At 67.2% G+C, this 18,376-nt stretch carries 20 protein-coding genes and 1 pseudogene; 16 read left to right on the top strand and 5 right to left on the bottom strand.

What is annotated here, in order from left to right:
• Positions 1–22: 22 nt before the first annotated feature.
• Positions 23–454 carry a LexA family protein gene (locus tag ACFV4R_RS03445; protein WP_377201052.1) on the top strand — a complete coding sequence of 144 codons (432 nt, stop codon included), beginning with the start codon at positions 23–25 and terminating at the stop codon, positions 452–454.
• A 26-nt stretch (positions 455–480) separates the two neighbouring features.
• Entirely contained in the window at positions 481–1,761 is a 1,281-nt protein-coding gene (locus ACFV4R_RS03440; protein WP_377201330.1) for a Y-family DNA polymerase, read from the top strand.
• Between the two features lie 99 nt (positions 1,762–1,860).
• Here ACFV4R_RS03440 and ACFV4R_RS03435 read toward each other — a convergent pair.
• The 4 genes and pseudogenes from ACFV4R_RS03435 to ACFV4R_RS03420 all read right to left on the bottom strand — a co-directional run.
• Positions 1,861–1,950: pseudogene (locus tag ACFV4R_RS03435) on the bottom strand (low molecular weight phosphatase family protein); the annotation flags it as partial.
• Between the two features lie 13 nt (positions 1,951–1,963).
• Complete coding sequence (locus ACFV4R_RS03430; protein ID WP_377201051.1) at positions 1,964–3,370, bottom strand: FAD-dependent oxidoreductase; 1,407 nt, start codon at positions 3,368–3,370, stop codon at positions 1,964–1,966.
• Positions 3,371–3,520: 150 nt separating this feature from the next.
• Positions 3,521–3,943 (bottom strand): arsenate reductase ArsC, encoded by a 423-nt coding sequence (locus tag ACFV4R_RS03425; RefSeq protein ID WP_377201050.1) that lies wholly within the window; start codon positions 3,941–3,943, stop codon positions 3,521–3,523.
• 157 nt (positions 3,944–4,100) lie between these two features.
• Positions 4,101–4,775 (bottom strand): helix-turn-helix domain-containing protein, encoded by a 675-nt coding sequence (locus ACFV4R_RS03420; RefSeq protein ID WP_377201049.1) that lies wholly within the window; start codon positions 4,773–4,775, stop codon positions 4,101–4,103.
• A 46-nt stretch (positions 4,776–4,821) separates the two neighbouring features.
• Between ACFV4R_RS03420 and ACFV4R_RS03415 the strand changes: the two genes are divergently transcribed.
• From ACFV4R_RS03415 to ACFV4R_RS03350, 14 genes are all read left to right on the top strand, one after another.
• The gene (locus ACFV4R_RS03415) at positions 4,822–5,565 is read left to right on the top strand and encodes an aquaporin (RefSeq protein ID WP_377201048.1); all 744 of its coding nucleotides are present in this window, start codon (positions 4,822–4,824) and stop codon (positions 5,563–5,565) included.
• 58 nt (positions 5,566–5,623) lie between these two features.
• Positions 5,624–5,971, top strand: coding sequence for an ArsR/SmtB family transcription factor (locus tag ACFV4R_RS03410; RefSeq protein ID WP_377201047.1), 348 nt, complete (start codon positions 5,624–5,626; stop codon positions 5,969–5,971).
• A 23-nt stretch (positions 5,972–5,994) separates the two neighbouring features.
• Positions 5,995–6,480 carry a GNAT family N-acetyltransferase gene (locus ACFV4R_RS03405; RefSeq protein ID WP_377201046.1) on the top strand — a complete coding sequence of 162 codons (486 nt, stop codon included), beginning with the start codon at positions 5,995–5,997 and terminating at the stop codon, positions 6,478–6,480.
• A 22-nt stretch (positions 6,481–6,502) separates the two neighbouring features.
• A complete protein-coding gene (locus ACFV4R_RS03400; protein WP_377201045.1) occupies positions 6,503–7,033 on the top strand; it encodes a DinB family protein in 531 nt (176 codons plus the stop codon).
• A 69-nt stretch (positions 7,034–7,102) separates the two neighbouring features.
• Positions 7,103–8,161 (top strand): D-2-hydroxyacid dehydrogenase, encoded by a 1,059-nt coding sequence (locus tag ACFV4R_RS03395; RefSeq protein WP_377201044.1) that lies wholly within the window; start codon positions 7,103–7,105, stop codon positions 8,159–8,161.
• A gap of 19 nt (positions 8,162–8,180) precedes the next feature.
• Positions 8,181–8,918 (top strand): fumarylacetoacetate hydrolase family protein, encoded by a 738-nt coding sequence (locus ACFV4R_RS03390; RefSeq protein ID WP_377201043.1) that lies wholly within the window; start codon positions 8,181–8,183, stop codon positions 8,916–8,918.
• 111 nt (positions 8,919–9,029) lie between these two features.
• Positions 9,030–9,827, top strand: a complete 798-nt coding sequence (locus ACFV4R_RS03385) for an IclR family transcriptional regulator (protein WP_377201042.1) — start codon at positions 9,030–9,032, stop codon at positions 9,825–9,827.
• 172 nt (positions 9,828–9,999) lie between these two features.
• The gene (locus ACFV4R_RS03380) at positions 10,000–11,349 is read left to right on the top strand and encodes an MFS transporter (RefSeq protein ID WP_377201041.1); all 1,350 of its coding nucleotides are present in this window, start codon (positions 10,000–10,002) and stop codon (positions 11,347–11,349) included.
• On the top strand, positions 11,346–12,260 hold the full coding sequence (locus ACFV4R_RS03375; protein WP_377201040.1) for an NAD(P)-dependent oxidoreductase: 915 nt from the start codon (positions 11,346–11,348) through the stop codon (positions 12,258–12,260). Before ACFV4R_RS03380 ends, ACFV4R_RS03375 begins: the two co-directional genes overlap by 4 nt.
• The gene (locus ACFV4R_RS03370; RefSeq protein WP_377201039.1) at positions 12,257–13,027 is read left to right on the top strand and encodes an SDR family oxidoreductase; all 771 of its coding nucleotides are present in this window, start codon (positions 12,257–12,259) and stop codon (positions 13,025–13,027) included. Before ACFV4R_RS03375 ends, ACFV4R_RS03370 begins: the two co-directional genes overlap by 4 nt.
• A gap of 179 nt (positions 13,028–13,206) precedes the next feature.
• Positions 13,207–14,388: an ABC transporter substrate-binding protein gene (locus ACFV4R_RS03365; protein WP_377201038.1), complete on the top strand. Its 1,182-nt coding sequence runs from the start codon at positions 13,207–13,209 to the stop codon at positions 14,386–14,388.
• Between the two features lie 222 nt (positions 14,389–14,610).
• Positions 14,611–15,432 carry a matrixin family metalloprotease gene (locus ACFV4R_RS03360; protein WP_377201037.1) on the top strand — a complete coding sequence of 274 codons (822 nt, stop codon included), beginning with the start codon at positions 14,611–14,613 and terminating at the stop codon, positions 15,430–15,432.
• Positions 15,433–15,525: 93 nt separating this feature from the next.
• Complete coding sequence (locus ACFV4R_RS03355; RefSeq protein WP_377201036.1) at positions 15,526–16,248, top strand: VIT family protein; 723 nt, start codon at positions 15,526–15,528, stop codon at positions 16,246–16,248.
• A gap of 49 nt (positions 16,249–16,297) precedes the next feature.
• Entirely contained in the window at positions 16,298–16,783 is a 486-nt protein-coding gene (locus ACFV4R_RS03350; RefSeq protein WP_377201035.1) for a hypothetical protein, read from the top strand.
• A gap of 140 nt (positions 16,784–16,923) precedes the next feature.
• On the opposite strand, the gene ACFV4R_RS03345 is transcribed toward ACFV4R_RS03350, so the two are convergent.
• The gene (locus ACFV4R_RS03345) at positions 16,924–18,336 is read right to left on the bottom strand and encodes a rhodanese-like domain-containing protein (RefSeq protein WP_377201034.1); all 1,413 of its coding nucleotides are present in this window, start codon (positions 18,334–18,336) and stop codon (positions 16,924–16,926) included.
• Between the last annotated feature and the right edge of the window lie 40 nt (positions 18,337–18,376).

Here is an 18,376-nt window from a genome sequence, read left to right as displayed (position 1 = left end):
TATTTTCGAATAAGGGTGTGTTGTGGGCGTTATTGTCGGGCCTCGCGTGATAGATGCAGGCGCGTCGCTGTTCTCGGTATTGATCTCCCCCGTGGCAGTCGCTGCCGGCTTTCCATCGCCGGCACAGGACTACTTCGACGGGCGGATCGACCTGAACGCGCACCTGATCAAGGACATCACCAGCACCTTTGTTGTCCGGGTCACCGGCAACTCCATGGAGGGTGCCGGCATCAGCGACGGCGATGAACTGATCGTCAACAGGGCCCTGGAACCCAAGGATGGCTCGGTGGTAATTGCCGTGCTGGACGGCGAACTCACCGTCAAACGCTTGCGCATCACTGCCGCCGGGATCGTCCTGCAGGCGGAGAATCCCCGGTACCAGGACATCAAGGTGTCGGCGCTGTCCGAACTGACCATCTGGGGTGTCGCCACCAGGTGCCTGCACCATGTCTAAGGCTCACCGTGGCTAAACCTGCGCTGATGCGCCACATGCCGCAGATCGCCCACGTGGACGTCAACTGTTTCTACGCTTCAGCGGAACGGGCCTTCGACCCCTCGCTGGAGGGCCGTCCACTGGTGGTCCTGTCCAACAACGACGGCTGCGCCGTCACCCGCTCCCCCGAGGCGAAGGCACTCGGTATCACCACCGGCGAACCCTGGTTCAAGCTCGCGCCCCGGGCCAAGGAGTGGGGCCTCGTGGCGAAATCCAGCAACTACGAACTCTACGGCGACATCAGCGCCCGGGTCATGGAGCTGCTCGGCAGGTACTCGGCCTGGCTGGAGGTCTATAGCATCGACGAAGCTTTCCTGGGGGTTAAAGGGGACGCCAGCCAGTTACTCCCCCTCGGACGGACCATCAAGGACGCCGTCCGCCGGCACGTGGGCGTTCCGGTGTGCGTGGGCATTGCACCCACCAAGACGCTCGCCAAGCTCTGCAACAAGTGGGCCAAGAACAACCCGGCCTTTGGCGGGGTCTGCTTGTGGGAGGCGGTACCCCACGATGTCCGGGACAGCCTCCTGGCCCGGCTGCCCGTTGATGAGATCTGGGGCATCGCCGGAAGGCTGACCAAGCGGCTCAACGTCCTGGGGATCTTCACAGTCCAGGACCTGGTCAGCGCCGATCCGGTGATGATCCGGGACAAGTTTTCGGTGGTGCTGATGCGCACCGTCCTCGAGTTGCGGGGCACCCCCTGCATCCCCATGGAGGAGGAGCGTATCGGCCGGGACCAGCTCATTTTTTCGCGATCGTTTGCCACGCCGGTCGCCAGTACCGACGGCCTGCGGCAGGTGCTGAGCATTTACGGGCAGCAAGCGAGCGCGAGGCTATCCAAGCACGGGTTGCAGGCAAAAGTACTCACCGCATTTGCCGCCACGTCACCGTTCCGCCAACAGGAGCAGGCTTACCCGTCCGTGTGCGTGTCGCTGCCAATACCGACGGCGGACCCGCTGCTGCTGACCAGGGCAGCGCATGCCCTGCTCCCCCATATCAGGGACGGCCTCAAATATGCCAAGGCGGGCATCATGCTGACCGACCTGCGGCCCAGCGGCAACCAGCCACCGCTGGAGCCGTTCGAAAACCCGCATGAAGAACGCGGCATCGGCCCGCTGCTGGAGGACGTCAGCCGGCGCTTCGGCCGCGGGGCCATCGGGCTGGGACATGCGGGCATCAAGTCCGGCCTCGACTGGACCATGAAACGGGACATGCGCTCGCCGCGGTACACCACCCATTGGGACGAACTTCCGGTGGTCAAGGCCGCCTAAGACGCAGACCCGCCACGATCGTCGCCACGGGTCCCTCCGACCGGCGGCAGTCCCCAGCACGGCCCAGCCAGCGGTGCGGCAGAACCGCCCGCCAGCCTGCTACTCGCAGGTAAGCTCCGCATGGAGTTTCTGCACGCGGGCCTTGATGTCGTCCCGGACGAGGCGCATCCGTACCATGCCTTCGATGCCGGTTCCTTTCGCGTCAGTTGCTGCCGGAGCGGCCATGGGCCAGCCCGGTGGGTAAGCCAACCAGCACAGGCTCGGGTGTGCCGCAGCAGCCGCCCGCAGGGGAGGACGACGGCGTGACGGCACCTGCCGCCGTCGTCATTCCATCAGTGGCGGGGACGTCGCAGCTGCTGCCGGCGTCAGTGGAGCAGACGCCGGCTTCCGGGAGTTCGAGCTGCACCGTGTCGGCGGCTTCGCGATCCCCGGCCAGGGCGGCAACGACGGAGCGGACCTGTTCGTAGCCGGTGGCAAGCAGGAAGGTGGGTGCCCGGCCGTAGGACTTCATGCCCACGATATAAAAGTCCTTGTCCGGGTGGGCAAGGAGACTGGCGCCGTGCGGAGGGACGGTGCCGCACGAGTGGAACTCCGGGTCGATCAGCGGGCCGAGTTCCACGGGTGCTTCGACGGCGGGGTCGAGGTTGAGCCGGAGTTCGCGCAGCATGTCCAGGTCAGGGCGGAAGCCGGTGCATGGCACCACGATGTCGGTGTCCAAGGTGCGGCCATCCACGGCACCGACGCTCACGCCGGAGTCCAAGGGTTTGAGGGAGGCTACGCCGAACCCGGTGTGCAGTTCGATTTTGCCGGCCTCGACCAGGCGCCGGAGCCGGCCGCCCAGCTGGCCCCGGGCGGGCAGCCCGTCGGCCTCGCCGCCGCCGTAGACCTTCTCGGCGGAGGCCCCGCGGACGGCCCAGAGGATGGTAGTGTCCGGCTCTTCCTTGGCAAGGTCGGACAAAGCGATCAGGGTGTTGGCGGCGGAATGACCGGCGCCCACCACCAGCGCGCGGCGGCCGGCGAAGGAAGCGCGGTCGCGGCCGGTGACGTCGGGAAGGGGTGCGGAGATTCGGTCCGCTGCGGCCTGCTCGCCGATGGCGGGCAGGCCGGAGGTGCCGAGGGGGTTGCGGGTGGGCCAGGTTCCGGACGCGTCGATGACGGCCGCAACGGTGTGGTCACGGGTTTCGCCATCGGAATGCTCCACCCGCACCGTGAACGGGGTCTCGTCACGGTTGCGCACGTGGGTCTTGTCGAGGCCTTGCCGGGTCACGGCCACCACCCGGGCGCCGGTCTGCAGCCGTGACTCGATCTCCGGCAGCGCTGCCAGCGGCGCCAGGTAGTTGTCGATGAGTTCGCCGCCATACGGGAGGGCGGTGGGCCGGGGCGATTCCCAGCCCGAGGCCTCCAGCAGGCGAACGGCAGCGGCATCCATGTTGAACCGCCAGGGTGAGAATAGCCGGATGTGGCGCCACTGCCCGATGGCCGCGCCCGCCGTCGTACCTGCCTCGAACACGAGCGGCTCCAGGCCCCGCTCCAGCAGGTGGGCCGCAGCGGCCAGGCCCACGGGGCCCGCGCCGATCACGGCGACTGGAAGGCTTTTGCTCGAATCCATGCTGTCCTCTTTCGTCTTGTAAGCGGGTGGTGCCGCGTGGTGTGGTTTGGCAAGGCGGGAGTCAGCAGCAGTCCTGATCGTCGTCGCAGCAGCCATCGCCGCAGCATCCGGTAGTCATTCGGCTCACCTCCTCCCTGGTGCCTGGACGGATTACCTGGTGGCCGGCATGAGGGATTCGATCAGGCCCTCGATACGGGTCCTGATCTGGTCGCGGATCGGCCGGACGGACTCGACACCCTTGCCGGCAGGGTCCGCCAGCACCCAGTCCTCATAGCGCTTGCCGGGGAAGTACGGGCATTCGTCGCCGCAGCCCATGGTGATCACCACGTCCGACTCCTTCACGGCCTCGGTGGTGAGGACTTTGGGGACCTCAGCGGACATATCGATGCCCAACTCGGCCATAGCCTCGACTGCGGCCGGGTTGATCTTGTCCGCGGGCTGGGACCCGGCGGACCGGACCTCAATTTCGCCCTTGCCGAGGGTGGTGAGGAAGGCAGCAGCCATCTGGGAGCGGCCGGCGTTGTGGACGCAGACGAACAGGACGGAGGGCTTCTTGGCGGTTACGGTGCTCACGGGTGTCTCCTGGAGTCAGTTGTTGAGGGGTGAATCTGTTGAGGTGCTCACGCCCGCACGTCCTGCTATCAAATATTGATGTTGATCGATGTAAGGAGTATCGGACGCTTTATTGATAATTGTCAATATTTACTTTTGGCGACGGCGGGGCTGACGTTCAGGCCGCGCGAAGCCGGGGCGCGAGGTCGCGGATGCGGTGCGAAATCTCGGTAAAGGCACTTTCGAAGGCCTCCTCGGTGTTGCGCCGCAGCGGATCCGGCACGGACCAGTGAACGCCGCCCAGGCCGGGAAGCCCCTCGTGGGCGTTGTCGCAGACCGTCACGATGAATGCATCCTCACCGGGGGCCCACGCCAGCTTCCGCGGCGGGACGTCAGGGAGGTCCACCTTGTGGCGGCGAGCGACGTCGATGGCCCCCTTCGCGATGCGGTCCGCCGGGTGGGTGCCGGCCGAGGTGGAGGGAATGTCGCTGACTTGCCGCCACAGGGCGGCCGCCAGCTGGGAGCGGGCGCTGTTGTGGGTGCAGACGAACAGGATGCGGCCGGCACCGCGCTCGACGCCGGGCGTGAGCCCTTCCAGCGCACCGGCGGTCAGGCGCAGGTAGCTTCGGCGCTTGTCGGCCTCGGAGCGGTGTCGCGCCGCCAAACCCGCCGCCTCGAGCGTCCGCAGGTGATGGGCCAGCAGGTTGGACGGCATTCCGAGTTCGGCCTGCAGCTCCGTGGGTGAGAAGTCCCCCAGGGTCAGCAGGTCCACAATCCGGAGCCGCGCAGGATCGGCGAGCGCCGCGTGCTTTGCCACCCGGGCACGGAAGGCATCTGCTGGATCAGTTTTCATTGCCTCAATTTTGATTGAGCTATTCCGATGGGTCAAGCTTGGTGCCATGATTTCCTCCCAGCCGCCGCTCTGGCGCCGCACCCTGGCCGAACTCCTGGGCACCAGCCTGCTGGTGATGATCGTGGTGGGTTCCGGGATCATGGCCCAGCAGCTCTCCCCCAATGACGTCGGCCTGCAGTTGCTCCAGAACAGCACCGCCACCGTCCTGGGACTGACCGTCCTGATCCTCGTGTTCGGGCCTGTCAGCGGAGCGCACTTCAACCCGGTGGTATCCATCGCGGACTGGGTCCTGGGGCGCCGCGCCGGAACGGGACTGACCCTGCAGGAGGTTGGCGCGTATGTGGCGGCCCAGCTTGTGGGCGCAGTCAGCGGCAGCGTGGTGGCCAATGCAATGTTCGGCATCGCGACATCCCTCTCGGGCAAGGACCGCGCCACGGGCGGGCACCTGCTCGGCGAGGTGGTGGCAACCGCCGGGCTCATCCTGCTGATCTTCAGCCTCGCCGCGACGAAACGCGGGGTCATGGCCGCGCCGGCCGTGGGCGCCTACATCGGGGCCGCCTACTGGTTCACGTCCTCAACGTCCTTCGCCAACCCCGCCGTGACGGCCGGGCGAATCTTCAGCGACACCTTTGCCGGCATCGCTCCGGGCTCCGTACCGCCCTTCGTCGCCGCGCAACTCATCGGCGCGGCAGCGGGCCTGGGCCTGGTCCTGCTCCTGTTCCCCTCCGCAGCCCGGGCGGCAGACGCCGTCGTGCTCCCCCATGAACCGGACCAGGCCGTTTCCCCGTAGCCGCCCCGGAACCACTCCGCACATTGATGATCGTCAATATTTGGCGCATCATGGGTACATGGAACTGCTGCCCCTGCTTGAACCGACCGCAAATGAGGCCTGCTGCACACCCGCCGGCACGGCGTTGGGAGCCGAAGAGGCAAAGCAGCAGGCCGCTGTGTTCAAGGCGCTTGCCGATCCCAACCGGCTGCGGCTGCTCTCCATCATCAACTCCTCACCCTCCGGTGCAACCTGCGTGTGCGACCTGACCGAGCCGCTGGACCTGGGCCAGCCCACGGTGTCCCACCACCTCAAGATCCTGGTGGACGCCGGGCTGCTGCAGCGCGAGAAGCGCGGCACCTGGGCCTACTTCTCGCTGGTTCCGGGGGCGCTGGACGACGTCAGCGGAATCCTGGCCAACCTGTGACGGCCACGCTGACGCTCCGGGCCATGGATTCTGCCGACTGGCCTGAGGTGCGGAGCATCTACCAGGATGGCATCGAGACCGGGCAGGCAACCTTCGAATTCGAGGCGCCGGACTGGGAGTACTTCAACAGGTCCAGGCTTCCGCAGCACCGGCACGTTGCCGCGGACGCTGGCGGCGCCGTGGTGGGCTGGGCCGCCTTGCAGCCCGTTTCGACCAGGGCAGCCTACGCCGGCGTGGTGGAACATTCCGTTTACGTTTCCTCCGCCACCAGGGGGCTTGGTATCGGCAAAGCCCTCCTCGGTGAGCTCATCCGGTCCACGGAGAGCGACGGCATCTGGACCATCCAGGCCAGCATTTTTCCGGAAAACGAGGCCAGCCTGCGGCTGCATCTGACCCACGGCTTCGGGGTGGTGGGCCGGCGGGAGCGCATCGCCAGGATGACGCACGGACCGCTCAGCGGGCAGTGGCGTGACACGCTCCTGATCGAGCGCCGCTCCCCGGCCGTCTAAGCGAACGACGGCGGGACGCACCATGGAGCCAAGCACACCGGACGTCCTTGCCGGGTACGTCCGCGCCCGCACCGAGCTGACCGCCCGGTTGGAGGGCGCATCACCCGCCGACCTCGCGCGCCGCAGCAACGGCACCCGGTGGACCAACGAGGAACTGCTGTTCCATATGGTTTTCGGGTTCATGGTGGTCCGGGCACTGCTCCCGCTGGTCCGCGTCGTCAGCAGGCTCCCCCGCACCGCAGGCAAGGTCTTCGCTGCGGCCTTGAACGCCGGAACCCGGCCGTTCGACGCCGTCAATTACTGGGGCTCCCGCGGTGCAGCCCTGGTCTACAACCGGCGGCGGATGGCCCGGAAGCTCGACGCAACCATCCTCGCCATCTCGGGCCGGCTGGAACGGGAAACCGCCGAATCGCTGGCCCGGTCGATGCCGTTTCCGGACCGGTGGGACCCGTTCTTCGCCCCGGTCATGACACTCAGGGACGTCTACGCCTATCCCACCCGGCACTTCGACTTCCACGCCAAGCAGCTGAGCCTTGCTCCACCGCCTGGCTGACTGGCTTCCGCGAGAGAAACATAATCCAATCCGTTCAGCATGCTAGTCACCAGACAGTATAGTGAACAGATGACTTCTCCCAAGACTGTGGCCATCGCCGTCCCGCTCGAAGCAGAGCTCGTGGACCAGATCCGTGCCGTCGACCCGTCCATCACCGTCCTGTACGAGCCCGAGCTCCTCCCGCCGGAGCGCTTTCCCGCAGACCACGCCGGCGATCCTGCTTTCGAGCGCACGCCGGAGCAGGAGGAACGCTACTGGGCCATGCTCGGCAGGGCCGAAGTGCTCTACGGCTTCCCCAATGAGAGTCCTGCGGGGCTGGCCCGCATCGCCCGGGATAACCCCGCGCTGGAATGGATCCACGCCATGGCTGCGGGGGCGGGCGGAGCGGTCAGGGCATCCGGGCTCGGCCAGGACGTCCTCCAGAAATTCCGGATCACCACCTCCGCCGGAGTTCACGCGCTTCCCCTCGCCGAATTTGCGGCGATGGGGATCCTGAACGGCTTCAAACGGAGCGCCGAGCTGGCCCAGGACCAGGCCGCCAAGGCGTGGCCCGACCTGCGGGTACCCACCCGCCTGGTCAACGGTTCGAACCTGGTGATCAGCGGCCTGGGCGAGATAGGGCTGGAAACGGCCCGGATCGCCAGGGCGCTGGGCATGAACGTCAGTGGCACCAAGCGGACCGTTGAGCCCATTGAGGGCATCCACCGGGTAGCGGACAACGCAGGCCTGCCCGGGCTCCTCGCCACGGCAGACGCCGTCGTCAACACCCTGCCCGGAACTGAATACACGGAGAAACTGTTCAACCGCGAACTCTTCGCCGCCATGAAGCCCGGAACCACCTTCGTCAACGTTGGCCGGGGCACGGTGGTGGATGAGGATGCGCTGCTGGAGGCGCTGCACAACGGGCAGGTGGGTTACGCGTGCCTGGACGTCTTCGCGGTGGAGCCGCTACCCAAGGACAGCCCCCTGTGGAGCCACCCCGGGGTCATGGTCTCGCCCCACACGTCAGCCCTCAGCGCCGCCGAGAACCGCCTGATCACAGAACGGTTCTGCAGCAATCTCCGCACCTTCCTCGATGGCGGCGGCGACAATCTTCCCCACCTCGTGGACACCATCCACTTCTACTAAGCCAGCACCGGGAGAGCCAATGCGCATCGCCAGAATCAACACAGCGTCCGGGTTCCGGCACGCGGTGGAACGGGCCGGATCATGGGACCACATCGCCGACCCGTACGAATCACCGCTCCGTTTCACGGGCGGAACCACCCCCGCGGGCGAGGCGGAGCTCCTCGCACCCGTGGCCCCGGCAGTAGTGGTCGGCATCGGCCACAACCTGACCCTCAACGACCACCCGCTGCCCATCCAGGCGTGGCATAAGTCCGTCCACACCGTGGCCGGGCCGGGGGACCGGATCGTGGCCGCACGCGGCCGCGGCACAGTGAACGTCGAAGGTGAACTGGCCGTAGTGATCGGGAAACAGGCAGCCGACCTGACCGCTGAGAACGCCCTGGACCACGTCCTGGGCTACACCTGCGTCAACGACGTCACCAACGTTGACCAGAACGCGGTGGACGAGCGGAACTTCCAGGGCAAGGCAGGCGTCAACTACACACCCCTCGGACCATGGATCGAGACTGCCCTTCCGGATCCCGAACGTGCCGGCATCGAGGTCTACGTCAACGGAGTGGCCAAGGCCAACTCCGGGACGTTCAACCTGCCCTCCTCCGTAGTGGACTGCCTTGTCTACGTCACCTCATGGCTGACGCTTGAGCCCGGGGATGTGGTCATGACCGGCGCTCCCGGAACCGCGGTGCCAGTGGAGCCGGGCGACAGGGTGGACATTGTGGTGGAGGGCGTCGGAACCCTGACCAGCGCAGTCGGCTGACAGGCGGCCTCCGCTTTCACCGGGGTGCACACCCGCCGGGGCCCTTATGATGGATAGCGTTCAGTTGACTGAACAGACACTGCAGTCAGCCCCGGCAACCTAAGGAGAATCATGGCCGATTCCCGCACCTCCGCTTCACCGGACAAGTCGGGAGCCGCCTCGCCGGCGCCCGCAGTCACCCGTGCGGCCGCCGTCCTGGATGCGCTGGCGGCTTCTGCGACGGGCCGGCTGACCCTCAGCGACCTTTCACGGGAAGTGGGGATTCCCAAGTCCTCCACCTCCAATCTCCTGCTGGCGCTCGAAGAAGCCCGGCTGATCACCCGGCAGGGGGCGGAATTCACCCTGGGCCGCAAGCTGGTGGAACTCGGCGCCGCCTACCTGGGCCGGATGGACGAGGTCCAGGAGTTCTACCGCTACTGCGAGCAGGCCTCCGTCCTCTCCGGAGAGACCGTCCGGATCGCCATGCTGGACGGAACCAACGTCATCTACCTCGCCCGCTACGAGGGCCACCCCGCAGTCCGCCTGACGTCCAACATCGGCGACAAGATGCCGGTATCCCTCTGCGCCGTGGGCAAGGCGCTGATCGCCCGGCTCAACGTCCATGACATCGAAGGGATGTTCCCTGACGACGCCGAACTGCCGGTGCTCACACCCAAGTCGCTGCGCACGGGGGCCGAACTAAAGTCGCAGCTGCGCGAGATCCGCGAGCAGGGGTATGCCTTCGAGGACGAGGAAAGCACCACCGGCGTGGTGTGCCTGGCCGTGTCCGTGCCGACGCGCGGCGCCCACGGCCCCAGCCTGGGCCTGTCCGTGACGGCCCTGAAGGCCACCTACACCCCGGAACAGGGCTCGCAGATGGTCAAGGAGCTCAAGGAGCTGGCCCACTCGCTGGGCAACCCCATGGGCTAGCCGCAGCAGCGGACTCTCAGCCCGCAAAGGAACACCGCTTCTCAACAAAACAAAAAACTGTTGCCTGTTGTTCAGCTTGCTGTATTGTGTTCAGCATAGTGATCAACACAACAGATGTTGTCGCTATCCCACCAGGCCAACGGGGGCCTGGAGTGCATTAGAGGGAGTTCTCGTGACAACTCGTACTAAATCACCGCAGACCGATGCGGACGGCGCCGTCGTCGATCCGGAGCAGCTGCGAAGGGCAACTCTTGCCAGCTCCGTGGGTTCGGCCCTGGAGTACTACGACTTCTACATCTACGGCCTCGCATCGGCCCTGATCTTCGGCCCACTGTTCTTCGCCCCGCTGGGCGAAAGCGGAGCCGTCATCGCCTCCTTCGCCACCTACGGCGTCGGCTTCGCAGCCCGGCCGTTCGGCGGCGTGGTCTTCGGGTACATCGGAGACCGGTTCGGCCGCAAGATGGTGCTGATCCTGACCATCGGCCTGATGGGCATGGCCAGCTTCGCCATCGGGCTGCTCCCCACCTTTGAGCAGGCCGGAATGCTGGGGGCCGTTCTGCTCGTGACCCTCCGCATCCTCCAGGGCCTCGGCGCCGGAGCCGAGCAGGCAGGCGCCACAACGCTGATCTCCGAGGTGGCCCCGCGCCGCCGTCGTGGTTTCTTCGCATCGCTGCCGTTCGTGGGCATCCAACTGGGCACGCTCCTGGGTGCCGGCACCTTTGCCCTGATGGCCCTGGCGGACAAGGAAGTCCTGCAGGGCTGGCTCTGGCGCGTACCCTTCCTGGCCAGCGTCGTCCTGATCATCATTGCCGTGTTCATCCGGCTCAAGCTCAAGGAGACCCCTGTCTTCCAGGAGCTCGAAAAGCACAAGGCCGTGGTCAAGAACCCGGTGGGCCAGATCTGGAAGCACTCCAAGAAGAACGTGCTGGTGGGCATCGGCCTGCGGATGGGCGAAAACGGCAACTCCTCGATCTACTCGGCACTGCTGGTCTCCTTCATCAGCATGCCGGCCGGCGTCTTCGCCGGCGACAAGTTCATCGGCCCCACCGGCCTGCTGATCGCCGCCGGATTCGCGGCGGTCCTGGTGGTCACCTTCGGAGCGCTGTCCGACCGCTTCGGCCGGGTTCCCGTCTACCGCTACGGTGCCCTTTTCCAGGCCGTCATCGCCCTCCCGGCCTTCTACCTGGTCACGCTGGGCAACGTCACCCTGGTCTGGGTGGTCATGGTGGTGGGCATCGCGCTGGGCGTCCAGTCCATGCTCGGCCCGCAGTGCGCCCTGCTCCCGGAACTCTTCGGCTCCCAGCACCGCTTCACCGGCGTCGCCCTCAGCCGGGAAATCTCCGCAGTGCTCGCCGGCGGCTTTGCACCCATGATCGGCGTGGCACTGCTCGCCGCTACCGGCCACTCCTGGCTGGTTCCCGCGATCTACTCCCTGGTGCTGGCGTCGATCTCGTTCGCCACCACCTTCTTTACCCCCGAAACGAACGGCCGCGACCTGCTGGTCGTGGAGGATGCCAAATGACGCACGGCTCCGTCGGCTTCGTGGGGCTCGGCCTCATGGGCGCGCCGATGGCTGCCAACCTGCTCGGTGCCGGGTGGCAGGTCAAGGGGTGGAACCGCTCCCCCGCGGCCGTCCGTGACCTTGAGCTCCTGGGCGGGTCCGGCGTCGGCAACGTCGCTGACCTGCGCGACGAGCCCGTCATCATCTTCATGCTCCCCGACCTTTCCTTCATTGAAGAGTCAGCGGCCGGCCTCCTGACGGCGTGGCGGTCGGCGGCGCCCGCGCCGGGGACGCTCGTGGTGGTCATGAGCAGCGTGTCACCGGTGGGGGTGCAGGCGTTCGGCGTCGCGGTGGCTGAGGCGAGCGCCGGGAACGCCTCGGTGCTCGACGCACCGGTCAGCGGCGGCACGGACGGTGCGCGCCGGGGAACCCTGGCCATCATGGCAGGCGGCTCGGAAGCGGACTTCGCACGTGCGCTGCCGGTCCTGGAGGCCATGGGCGCGGCGGTCCGGCGGCTGGGAGGGCTGGGCGCCGGCTCACTCGCCAAAGCATGCAACCAGCTGGTGGTGGGAACCACGACGGCGGCACTCGCCGAGGCCGCGGAGCTTGCCGAACGCTCGGGCCTGGACGTTCACGCCCTCTTCGAGGTGCTGTCCGGCGGCTTGGCGGGCAGCCGGGTGCTGGACCAGGTGGGACCCCGGCTGGCGGCCAAGGATTACACGCCCACCGGGCCGGCCAAGTTCATGCGCAAGGACCTGTCCTTCGTGCTGGACAGTGCACGCAGCGCGGGTACGGCCACCCCCATGGCATCCGCCGGATTCGAGTTGTACACCGAGCTGGTGGCCCAGGGCCTGGGGGACCAGGACCTTGCGGTGGTGCGGCAGGCCGTGGCCAACCTCAGCGCCGCCGGCGCCGGGGAGGCCCGGCGATGAGCCAGCTGTTTGACCTGACAGGACGCACCGCCCTGGTCACGGGTTCCAGCCGCGGAATCGGGAATGCCCTCGCCGGGGCACTGGCAGAAGCCGGCGCCACCGTGGTCCTGAACGGGATCAATGCGGAGCGGCTCGCAGCGGCCGAGACGTCGATGGCAGCGGATTTCGCGCCGGGCCGGATCCGCAGCTGCGCGTTCGACGTCACCCGGGACAGCGAGGCTGCGCGGGGAGTTACCTGGGTGGAAGAGAACGTTGGACCCTTAGACATCCTGGTCAACAACGCCGGCATCCAGCACCGCGTCCCCATGCTGGACCTGGACGTGGCCGACTGGGAACGGGTGATCTCCACGGACCTCACCAGCGCATTTTTGGTGGGACGGGAAGCAGCACGATGCATGATCCCGCGCGGCCGCGGCAAGATCATTAACATCTGCTCCGTCCAGACGGACCTGGCCCGCCCCACCATCGCCCCGTACGTCGCCGCGAAGGGCGGGCTGCGGAACCTGACCCGTGCCATGACGGCCGAGTGGGCCGGTTCCGGCCTGCAGATCAACGGCATCGCCCCCGGGTACATCCACACAGAGATGACGCAGAACCTGGTGGACGATGAGCAGTTCAACTCCTGGATCCTGGGCCGCACCCCGGCCCACCGCTGGGGCACCCCGCAGGACCTTGCAGGGCCGGTGGTCTGGCTTGCCTCCAGCGGCTCCGACTTCGTGAACGGCCAAACAATCTTCATCGACGGTGGAATGACGGTAGTGGTTTAGCGGGAGTCCGCCCTCGGCTGTCGGGGTGCGGGCAAGACGCCGTGCGACGTTCCGTGACGCTGTACGACGCTGCGTTTCGGCTGCGCGTCGTCCCGTTAACGCCTGCTACGGGAATCATTGTGGCCCTGCTGGGCGCTCCGTAATCTCGTCTCAGCACCCGCCCCAGCAAAGGAATCCCCATGGCAGACCCCCAGGACACCAGTCCGCAGCACCCCGGAAACTCCACCCGCATCGTCGCCGGCCAGGCTGCTCCCAAGCGCCCCCTGGGCCTGAAGATCGGCATCGCCGCCGCCATCCTCGCCCTCGTGGGAGGCGGCGCCGCCGTCGCCTCCGCCGTCAACGCGAACAACACCGCCACGGCACCCGCAGCGGAAGCCGCCCCCGCCGGCAATCCGGCAGCGGAACTGAAGCTCGGCTACTTCGGCAACGTCACCCACGCCCCCGCACTGGTGGGCGTCAGCAAAGGCTTTATCAAGGACGAACTCGGCGACACCAAGCTCAGCACCCAGGTCTTCAACGCCGGCCCCGCCGCCATTGAGGCCCTCAACGCCGGTGCCATCGACGCCACGTACATCGGCCCCAATCCGGCCATCAACTCGTTCGTGAAAAGCCAGGGCGAATCCATCAACATCATCGCCGGCGCAGCCGCCGGTGGAGCGCAGCTTGTGGTGAAGCCGGAGATCAACTCGGCCGCGGACCTCAAGGGCAAGACCCTGGCCTCCCCGCAGCTTGGCGGCACCCAGGACGTGGCCCTCCGCGCCTGGCTGACCGCCCAGGGCTACAAGACCAACGTGGACGGCAGCGGCGACGTCGCCATTAACCCCACCGAGAACGCCCAGACCCTGAAACTGTTCCAGGACGGAAAGCTCGATGGCGCGTGGCTGCCCGAGCCCTGGGCTTCCCGCCTGGTGCTGACCGCCGGCGCCAAGGTGCTGGTGGACGAGAAGGACCTGTGGGACGGTTCGCTGTCCGGCAAGCCCGGCGAATTTCCCACCACCATCCTGATCGTCAACCAGAAATTCGCCGCAGACCACCCGGACACCGTCAAGGCGCTCCTGAAGGGCCACGCCAAGTCCGTTGAGTGGCTGAACGGTGCCGCCGCTGATGAGAAGGCCACCGTCATCAACGCCGCACTCAAGGAAGCTGCCGGTGCCGAGCTGAAGGCCGATGTCATCGACCGGTCGCTCAAGAACATCGTGTTCACGGTGGATCCGCTGGCCGGCACCTACCAGAAGCTGCTTGCCGACGGCGTCACCGCCGGAACCACCAAGCAGGCCGACATCAACGGCATCTTCGACCTGCGGGCACTCAACGAGGTGACCGGCGAGAAGACCTCCGCCGCCAACCTCGGCAAGGAGTAGCCGCCAACCTCCGAAGGGCGCACGCCCGGCAGGAACGGCACCAGCCGTCCGGCCGGGCGTGCGCTTTTAACTTGTGGAAATCCTGCGCCTACCCGCCGGAACGGGGGCGCCTGGCCACCCCTAAGCTGAAGGGGATTCATCGGCAGGCGGCACGGGGGATGTTGGGTGGGCGGTTCAGGCAGGGATCACGGCGCATGGCGGGGATCGCCCGAGGAACCCTGGATGCGCCAAGTCCGGCTCTACCGCCCGCAGCGGCGGAAGCGGCGCCTGCTGCCCGCGCTGGGAGTGGCGCTGGTCATCTGCCTGTACTTCACGCCGTCGTTCCTTAGCCGCGTTGTCCTTCCCTTCGCGGCACCGTACCTGCCGGGGGCATCGGTTCCGCCGCCCGGATACGAGGCTGCGTCCTCGCCCTTGGGCACTCCCCCGGCAAGCACCGGCTCCACGGCTTTCGTCCTGCAGGAGTCGCCCGATCCCGGCCAGCGGTTCGCGGCCTACGATCCATGCCGTCCGGTCCACTATGTGGTGCGCCCGGACTTCGCCCTGCCGGGTGGCGACGCACTGATCCGGGAGGCCGTAGCCGCGACCTCGGCGGCCACCGGCCTGCAGTTCGTGTACGACGGCACCTCCACCGAAGCGCCGGCCGATGAGCGGGCGGCTTTCCAGCCGGACCGCTACGGCAAGCGCTGGGCGCCGGTGCTGATCGCCTGGTCCACGCCGCAGGAGTCCCCCGGGCTCGCAGGCGACATCGCGGGCGACGGCGGCAGCACCTTCATCCAGGCACCCGGCCAGCCGATGGTCCTCGCCGCCGGCCAGATCCGGCTGGACGCACCCGACCTCGCGGGCATCCTGGCCAGCCGCCCGGACGGGACCGACCAGGTGCGGGCCATCATCATGCACGAACTCGGCCACGTTGTGGGCCTGGACCACGTCAACGATCCGGGCCAGCTGATGCATGCGGACAACATGGGCGTGGTGGATTTCGCCGCCGGGGACCGCGCCGGCCTTGCCCTGCTGGGCAGCGGGCCGTGCGTTCCCCAGCTCTGACCCCCCGGCGCATGCCAGGGCCTGCCCGGGGCCGCGGATAGGGTATGCAAACCTGCGTAGCCGGGGACGGCCGGCGGTGTTTTACTGTCCCCTATGACTGAGTTGCTGAAGCAGCACCCCAACGAGCCGCACGACGACAGCATTGCAGCGCGCCTGAACTGGCTGCGCGCGGGTGTCCTTGGAGCCAATGACGGCATCGTGTCCGTGGCCGCAACGGTGGTGGGCGTCGCCGGTGTGACCAACGATGTCACCCCCATCCTGGTGGCCGGTGCGGCCGCCGTGGTGGGTGGTGCCGTCTCCATGGCGCTGGGCGAGTATGTGTCCGTCAGCAGCCAAAGCGACAGCCAGCGGGCCCTGATCGAGAAGGAACGCCAGGAACTCCACGACGATCCCGACGGCGAACTGGAGGAGCTTGCCGCCATCTACCAGGCGAAGGGACTCACCGAAGCAACCGCCCGCACGGTGGCCCTCGAGCTCACCGAGCACGATGCACTGGGCGCGCACCTCGAAGCTGAACTGAAAATTGACGAGGGAGATGTGGCCAGCGCCTGGCATGCTGCCTTTGCCTCGGCCATCGCCTTCACCGTCGGCGCGGTGCTGCCACTGCTGGCGATCCTGCTGCCACCGGCCGAAATCCGCATCCCCCTCACCTTCGTAGCGGTGGTCATCGCCCTGGCGATCACCGGCACGGTCAGCGCCAGGATCGGCGGCAGCTCGAAGCGCAAGGCCACCCTGCGCCTGGTGGTCGGCGGAGCCCTTGCCATGGCTTTCACCTATGGCGTTGGCTTGTTGCTGGGCACCACCGGGATAGCCTGACTCCAGCACACCTGATGCGGCGTCACCGCCCAGTCCCAAGGAGCTTTGCATGGTGGAAATCGGCGGCCTTCCGGCCCACATCCTCCTGGTCCATGGCGTAGTTGTCCTTGCGCCATTGGCGGGCCTGATGGCGGTGGTCTTTGCACTCTGGCGCCGGAGCAGGGCCTACCTGGCCTGGCCCCTCGGCATCCTGGCCCTTGGCCTGGTGCCGTTGTCCATCCTCACCGCGCAGGCCGGTGAACAGCTGGAGAAGGCCAGGCCTGCCTCGGCCCTTGTCCGGGAGCACGCCGAACAGGGCGGCTTCTTCCGGTTCGTGGCGGTGATCTTCCTGGTGGTGGCGGCCGCCCAGATTCTTGCCGCCTTCCCCTCCGCAGTGAACCGCTGGCAGGCGCTCCGCGGAGCCGGACGCTTCCTCGCCGCCCGCTGGCTTCTTCCGGCCACGTCAGTCCTCGGCGTCCTTGCAGGACTGTTCCTCGTCTACGAAGCCGTTGTGACCGGCCACTCCGGTTCGGCGTCGGTCTGGAGCGGCACCTAAGCCTTCCACAGGGACTAGCTGCCTGGAAGGGTGGCCCGGGCGCGTGGGGTTACGCCCGGGCCGGGGTCCGGAAGCGCGGGGACGCCTTCGGACCCGGAGCCCGGCCAGGAGGGGGGTCCTGCCCGGGCGGTCTGTGGGGGTTACTTGGCTGAGACGGCGTTCTGTCGCGTCTGCTGCCACATGGTCCAGGCGGCGTAGCTGCCGTCGAGTTCAACCACGTTGTACCCGGCGCGGCGCAGGGCGCTGGCGGCTACGGAATTCCGCACGCCGGAGTGGCAGTAGGTCACGATGGTGCCGCCGGCTGGGAGCTCATCCAGGTGCCAAAGGAGGCGGCCGCCGGAGAGCTGGTGGGAGCCCGGGATGTGCCCGGCCTTGTGTTCTGTCTTGTTGCGGACATCCAGGAGCATGGCGGAGTCGAAGTGCTCGAGTTCCTCGGGCTGGATCAGCTTCGGCGTGAACGTGGGCAGCCCGTCGAGGCTGGTGACGTAGCCGGCAACGTTGTCGATGCCTACGCGGACCAGGTGGTCCCACATGTCCTGGGCCTGTTCCTGGCCGTCGGCCAGGAGCACCAGGGGGTTCTTGTCCGTTTCCGGGTTCACGACCCAGGCGCCGTAGCTGGCCACGGACTTCCCTGCGGGGATATTCAGGGACCGGGCTACCGTGCCTTCGTGGACCTGGGCGTTGGGGCGGGTGTCGATGAAGGTCAGGGTGTCTGCTGCCAGGCCCGTGGCAACGATCGCAGTGGAGAGCTCTGGCAGCGGCGCGCGTTCACCCATGACGTCCGGGCCGAGGCGGTTTTCGCGCTTCATGCGGCCGAAATAGGCGTGGGCGTCGGGCTGGCCGTCGAGGAGTTCGTCGATGAAGCCCTGCTCGTCGTTGGCGGCCAAGTAGGGACCCCACCAGGCGTAGAGGCGTTCGTAGCCCACAGTGGAGGACGGGATGGCGCCCAGGGCCTTGCCGCAGGCGCTGCCGGCGCCGTGGGCGGGGTGGACCTGGACGTAGTCCGGCAGGGTCAGGAACTTGTCTCGGAGGCTGGCGAAGAGTTGCCTGGCACCCTCGAAGCGGGTGTCCACGCCGCCGGCTGCCTCGTCCAGCAGGTCCGGGCGGCCCAGGTCGCCGGAGAACACAAAGTCACCGGAAAGCAGGTAGCCGGGCTGGTCGCTGAACGCGCCGTCGGTCACCAGGAAGGACAGGTGCTCGGGGGTGTGCCCGGGGGTGTGGACTGCTTTGATGCTGATGTTGCCCAGGGTGATGGCGTCGCCGTCGTAGAGCCGCACGCCGTCGAATTCGTACTGCCAGTCCGGGCCGCCCTCGCCGGAAACGTAGATCGTGGCGCCGGTGGCAGCGGCCAGTTCACGGGTGCCGGAGAGGTAGTCGGCATGGATATGGGTTTCCGTGATGGCCACAATCCTCATGCCGTTCTTCGCCGCAAGTTCCTTGTACACGGCGATGTCGCGGCGGCCGTCCACCACCATCGCTTCGCCCTTGGCCTGGCAGCCGATCAGGTAGCTGGCCTGGGCGAGGTCTTCGTCGTAAATGCGCTCGATAAGCATCTGGTGTTCTCCTTCGGAGGCGTGTTGGTTGTGTGGAACT

This window comes from Pseudarthrobacter sp. NPDC059871, assembly GCF_042731175.1.
Classification (GTDB): domain Bacteria; phylum Actinomycetota; class Actinomycetes; order Actinomycetales; family Micrococcaceae; genus Arthrobacter.
The sequence above is the reverse complement of the archived record's forward strand: the minus strand, read 5'-3'. Positions and strand labels throughout refer to the sequence as shown.

Bases quoted from the DNA above. Each gene is read 5' to 3' on its own strand.
- ACFV4R_RS03395 (WP_377201044.1), top strand. From the start codon at position 7,103: ATGACTTCTCCCAAGACTGTGGCCATCGCCGTCCCGCTCGAAGCAGAG.
- ACFV4R_RS03350 (WP_377201035.1), top strand. From the start codon at position 16,298: ATGGTGGAAATCGGCGGCCTTCCGGCCCACATCCTCCTGGTCCATGGC.
- ACFV4R_RS03375 (WP_377201040.1), top strand. From the start codon at position 11,346: ATGACGCACGGCTCCGTCGGCTTCGTGGGGCTCGGCCTCATGGGCGCG.
- ACFV4R_RS03365 (WP_377201038.1), top strand. From the start codon at position 13,207: ATGGCAGACCCCCAGGACACCAGTCCGCAGCACCCCGGAAACTCCACC.
- ACFV4R_RS03360 (WP_377201037.1), top strand. From the start codon at position 14,611: ATGCGCCAAGTCCGGCTCTACCGCCCGCAGCGGCGGAAGCGGCGCCTG.
- ACFV4R_RS03430 (WP_377201051.1), bottom strand. From the start codon at position 3,370: ATGGATTCGAGCAAAAGCCTTCCAGTCGCCGTGATCGGCGCGGGCCCC.
- ACFV4R_RS03420 (WP_377201049.1), bottom strand. From the start codon at position 4,775: ATGAAAACTGATCCAGCAGATGCCTTCCGTGCCCGGGTGGCAAAGCAC.
- ACFV4R_RS03385 (WP_377201042.1), top strand. From the start codon at position 9,030: ATGGCCGATTCCCGCACCTCCGCTTCACCGGACAAGTCGGGAGCCGCC.
- ACFV4R_RS03405 (WP_377201046.1), top strand. From the start codon at position 5,995: ATGGATTCTGCCGACTGGCCTGAGGTGCGGAGCATCTACCAGGATGGC.
- ACFV4R_RS03410 (WP_377201047.1), top strand. From the start codon at position 5,624: ATGGAACTGCTGCCCCTGCTTGAACCGACCGCAAATGAGGCCTGCTGC.
- ACFV4R_RS03355 (WP_377201036.1), top strand. From the start codon at position 15,526: ATGACTGAGTTGCTGAAGCAGCACCCCAACGAGCCGCACGACGACAGC.
- ACFV4R_RS03370 (WP_377201039.1), top strand. From the start codon at position 12,257: ATGAGCCAGCTGTTTGACCTGACAGGACGCACCGCCCTGGTCACGGGT.
- ACFV4R_RS03440 (WP_377201330.1), top strand. From the start codon at position 481: ATGCGCCACATGCCGCAGATCGCCCACGTGGACGTCAACTGTTTCTAC.
- ACFV4R_RS03345 (WP_377201034.1), bottom strand. From the start codon at position 18,336: ATGCTTATCGAGCGCATTTACGACGAAGACCTCGCCCAGGCCAGCTAC.
- ACFV4R_RS03390 (WP_377201043.1), top strand. From the start codon at position 8,181: ATGCGCATCGCCAGAATCAACACAGCGTCCGGGTTCCGGCACGCGGTG.
- ACFV4R_RS03400 (WP_377201045.1), top strand. From the start codon at position 6,503: ATGGAGCCAAGCACACCGGACGTCCTTGCCGGGTACGTCCGCGCCCGC.
- ACFV4R_RS03415 (WP_377201048.1), top strand. From the start codon at position 4,822: ATGATTTCCTCCCAGCCGCCGCTCTGGCGCCGCACCCTGGCCGAACTC.